Origin of the sequence: uncultured Meiothermus sp. (genome assembly GCF_937863175.1) — a bacterium.
GTDB lineage: Bacteria > Deinococcota > Deinococci > Deinococcales > Thermaceae > Meiothermus.
In genome coordinates this window covers 1-4,580 of sequence record NZ_CALMCQ010000463.1, presented here as the reverse complement: position 1 = coordinate 4,580, position 4,580 = coordinate 1, and the positions used below count along the sequence as shown (strand labels likewise).

3 protein-coding genes are annotated in these 4,580 nt (G+C 60.4%); 2 read left to right on the top strand and 1 reads right to left on the bottom strand.

Features of this window, described 5'->3' with window-relative positions; all coding sequences use genetic code 11:
* The first annotated feature begins 274 nt into the window (after positions 1-274).
* Positions 275-1,282, top strand: a complete 1,008-nt coding sequence (gene iolC / locus Q0288_RS17270) for a 5-dehydro-2-deoxygluconokinase (protein ID WP_299433418.1) — start codon at positions 275-277, stop codon at positions 1,280-1,282.
* A gap of 89 nt (positions 1,283-1,371) precedes the next feature.
* On the opposite strand, the gene ppsA is transcribed toward iolC, so the two are convergent.
* The gene (gene ppsA / locus Q0288_RS17265) at positions 1,372-3,753 is read right to left on the bottom strand and encodes a phosphoenolpyruvate synthase (RefSeq protein ID WP_299433415.1); all 2,382 of its coding nucleotides are present in this window, start codon (positions 3,751-3,753) and stop codon (positions 1,372-1,374) included.
* 146 nt (positions 3,754-3,899) lie between these two features.
* Here ppsA and Q0288_RS17260 point away from each other — a divergent pair.
* Positions 3,900-4,580: pyruvate, water dikinase regulatory protein (locus Q0288_RS17260; protein WP_299433412.1), on the top strand; the 681-nt coding region annotated here is incomplete at its 3' end.

Sequence of the window (4,580 nt, the reverse complement as noted above, 5' to 3'; positions counted from 1 at the left end):
CGACCCGATGCAGGAGTTGTCGCGCTTAATGGGACGTGATGCCAAGCCGGAGTGAACTTCCGCCCAGGGTGGTTTTCGGAAAGCAGGACGATGCGAAGCGAAGCCTGAGGCGGCTGGATTGTCGCCTGGCAGGGTGTTTCCAGGGTATAGTTGAACCACGTGAGAAGGTCGGGCCAGACAGGAAGTATTCGGAAAGCATAGCGAGGTTGTGATGGCCAAGACCAGACCAAAAGCGCAAAGAGCCCAGCGAGCGAGCGATCATAAGCCGTCAGCCATCAGAAGATACGACCTCATCACCATGGGCCGCTCCTCGATTGACCTCTATTCCAACGACATCGGGGCGGCCTTCCCCGACATCACCTCCTTTGGGGCATACATCGGCGGGAGTCCGCTGAACATCGCGGTGGGGGCGAGCCGTCTGGGGCTCAAGACGGTGTTGCTGACGGCGGTGGGGGTGGACAAAATCGGTGAGTTTATCCTCGAGCGACTCCAGCGCGAGGAGGTCGAGACCCGCTTTATCCCACAAAAGACGGGAGCCCGCAGCAGTGCGGTAGTGCTGGGTATCGAGCCCCCGGACAGGTTCCCCATCACCTTCTACCGTGACAACGCTGCCGACATCCAGCTTTCCATTGACGATGTGCTGAATACTCCCATCGCCGAAGCCAGGGCGGTTCAGCTATCGGGCGTAGCCCTGACCAGGGAACCCAGCCGCAGCGCCACCTTCTTTGCTGCCGAACAGGCCAGGGCCGCAGGGGCTACCGTCTTCCTCGATCTCGATTTCCGCGCCGATGGCTGGCACGACCCCCGCGCTTACGGCCTCCAAATCCGGGCGTTGCTGCCGCTGGTGGATGTGGCTATCGGCACCGAGGAGGAGATCAACGCCGCCATGCTGCGCCGCCCCGAGGACATCACCATTCGCCACTCGCAGATTACCGCGCCGGAAATCCGGGGAGAGGTGGAGACCAACATTCGGGCCTTGCTGGACAAGGGGGTGGAGGCGCTGGTGGTCAAACGGGGGGCCAAAGGCGCCGATGTTAACCTGCCGGACGGCAGTGTGGTGAGCGCTCCAGGTTTCCCGGTGGAAGTGTTAAGTGTGCTGGGTGCGGGTGATGCCTTTGCAGCAGGCTTTATCTACGGGCGTTTGCAGGGTTGGGACTGGTACAAGAGCGCCCGTATGGGCAACGCCTGCGGAGCAATGGTGGTCATGCGCATTGGCTGTGCCGACTTTACACCGTATCTGGACGAAACCCTGGCCTTTATCGAGGCCAAAGGCGGGTTTTGAGGCGGTCGGGAGGTGCGTTGCGGACGGAGGTGGGCCGATCTGGTCAAAAGTTGCGGGGGATGGCCTGCTCGAGGAAACCGCGATGGTTTCTACACCAGCTCTTTCTGCTTCCCGGCCAGGTAGAGCCAGGTCTCGAGCACGCTGTCGGGGTTGAGCGAGATGCTCTCGATGCCTTGCCTGACCAGCCAGCCGGCCAGTTCGGGGTGGTCGGAGGGGCCCTGGCCGCAGATACCGATATACTTGTTCATGTTTTTTGCAGTCTGGATGGCGCGAGAGAGCAGGAACTTCACGGCCTCGTCCTGTTCGTTGAAGAGGTCGGCCACCAGCCCCGAGTCGCGGTCGAGGGCCAGCGTAAGCTGGGTCAGGTCGTTGGAGCCAATCGAGAAACCATCGAAGAGTTCCAGAAACTGCTCGGCCAGAATGGCGTTGGAGGGCACTTCGCACATCATGATCAGCTTGAGACCGTTCTGCCCGCGTTTTAGCCCGTGGGACTCCAGAATCTCGAGGACGGTTCGTGCCTCTCCAACGGTGCGCACGAAGGGGATCATGATCCAGACATTGGTGAGACCTATCTCGTCGCGGACTTTTTTCAGGGCCTGACACTCCATCGCGAAGGCTTCGGTAAAGTCGCTCGAGCGGTAACGCGAAGCCCCCCGGAAGCCGATCATGGGGTTTTCCTCCCTGGGCTCGTAGAGGCTACCGCCCAACAAGTGGGCGTACTCGTTGGACTTGAAGTCCGAAAGGCGCACGATCACCGGGTTGGGGGCAAAGGCAGCGGCAATCATCGAGACCCCCTCGGCCAGCTTTTCCCGGAAGAAATCCTGGGGGTCGGCATACCCGGTGGTGCGACGCTCGATTTCGGCCTTGAGCTCGCCGTCCAGCCTCTCGACGTCGAGGAGTGCTCTGGGGTGAATCCCGATCACGTTGTTGATGATGAACTCGAGCCGGGCCAGCCCTACCCCGGCGTTGGGCAGGCTGGCGAAGCTGAAGGCCCGCTCGGGCGAGGCCACGTTCATCATGATCTTGGTGGGGATTTCGGGCATGTTGTCGAGTTCAACCCGCTTCACCTCAAACCGGGGCGTTCCCGCATATACCCGCCCGGTGTCGCCCTCGGCGCAGGAAATAGTGACTACGTCGCCGTCGCGGAGTTCTCTGGTGGCACAGCCTGTCCCGACCACCGCCGGGATGTTCATCTCGCGGGCGATGATGGCGGCGTGGCAGGTGCGCCCGCCCCGGTTGGTCACGATGGCAGCGGCTTTTTTCATTACCGGTTCCCAGTCGGGGTCGGTCATGTCGGCCACCAGTACGTCGCCGCTTTGCACGCGGTTCATCTCACGGGGATGGTTGATCACCCGTACCATCCCTACGCCTATGCGCTGCCCCACGGCCCGACCCGTTACCAGTACGGGGCCACTTTCCAGCATCTCGAAGCGCTCCAGGACGCGCCCGGAACGGCTTTGAACGGTCTCGGGGCGGGCCTGCAAAATGTAAATTTGCCCATCCTGCCCGTCCCTGGCCCACTCGATATCCATTGGTCTGCCATAGTGCTGCTCGATCAGCAGGGCTTGTTTGGCCAGCTCGAGCACATCCGCATCACAGAGCGAGAAACTGCGGCGTTCGTCAGCGGAAGTCTCTACGGCCTGGACACCCCTGCCCACCCCGGCGTAAACCATCTTTTGCAGCTTGGTGCCCAGGGTGCGCTGCAGGATGGTGCTGCGACCCTCGGCCAGGCCTTTCTTGTAAACATAGAACTCATCTGGATTGATCGCACCCTGCACCAGCAACTCCCCCAGGCCGTAGGTCGAGGTGATGAAAATCGCGTCGCGGAAGCCCGACTCGGTGTCGAGGGTGAACGCTACGCCGGAGGCCCCCAGGTCGCTACGCGCCATGCGCTGCACACCTGCCGAGAGGGCCACCTCCTCGTGGGCAAAGCCGTGATGGACGCGGTAGGCGATGGCCCGGTCGTTGTAGAGCGAGGCAAAGACCTTTTTGATGTGCAAAAGCACGCTCTCGATGCCCTTCACGTTCAGGAAGGTTTCTTGTTGCCCGGCAAAGCTGGCCTCGGGCAGGTCTTCGGCGGTCGCGGAGGAGCGCACCGCCACAGAAAGTCCACCGCCGCCCTTTGCGGTTTGGGCGGCGGACTCCATACGGATGAAGGCATCTACGATGGCTACCTCCAGGGCTCTGGGTAGCTCAGCGTTCTCAACCCAGCTACGAATCTCGGCCCCTACTCGAGCCAGTTCATCCACATCATCGGTGTTCAGGTTTTGCAGGGCAGTGTTGATGCGTTCGACCAGGTTGTTGTGCCGCAAGACCTCGCGGAAGGCCTGGGCGGTGGTGGCAAAACCCCCCGGAACCCGTACCCCGGCCTGAGACAGATTGGCGATCATCTCTCCGATGGAAGCATTTTTGCCCCCTACAACTTCCAGGTCTTTCATGCCCAGCGTCTCGAACCAGCGAATATAGGCCATAAGCACACCTCGTTGCAGTTGATGGTAGTTTGAGCTGGATGGGAAGGGGAGTGGCTGGTTTTGGTGTATGTATGGCCCAGGGTTCTGTGTAGTAGATGCTACACACATAAACTACACTGTTACCTGAATGTCCTGCGGAGTGTGCTATGGAGCGAACGGTTTTTATCGTCTCAGACCATACGGGCTTGACTGCCGAGTCGGTGGCGCGGAGTTTGCTGGCCCAGTTTGAAGCGGTGCGGTTTCGTTATGTAACGCGGCCTTTCACAGATACCGAAGAGGAGGTTTATGGCCTTGTATACGAGATCAATTCGATTTTTGAGCGTGAGCAGGTACGTCCCATTGTGTTTTCAACCCTGGCCAATCCGGTGCTAAATGACCAGCTCAAAACGGCCCCGGCCCTGCATTTTGACCTGTTTCGTACCTATCTGGGGGAGTTAGAGCGCGAACTCGACCAGCCCCCCACAGGGCGGGTAGGCCGGTTGCACAGCGTTAGTGACAACAGCTATTTCACCCGTATTGATGCGGTGGATTTTGTGCTGGCCACCGACGATGGAATTGGGGATCGGCACTACCAGATGGCGGACGTGATCCTGGTCGGGGTCAGCCGGGCTGGCAAGACCCCAACCTGTTTGTTTTTGGGCCTACAGTACGGTCTGCGGGCCTCCAACTACCCCCTGGCAGAGGACGATTTCGAGCGCGATAGCCTGCCCGAACCGGTCAAGGCCTACAAGGACAAAATCTACGGCCTCACCATCAACCCCAGTCGGCTACACCAGATTCGCACCCAGCGCAAGCCGGGTAGCCAGTATGCCAGCCTCGAGCAGTGC

Coding starts and splice junctions, on each gene's coding strand:
- ppsA (WP_299433415.1), bottom strand. CDS start 3,753: ATGGCCTATATTCGCTGGTTCGAGACGCTGGGCATGAAAGACCTGGAA.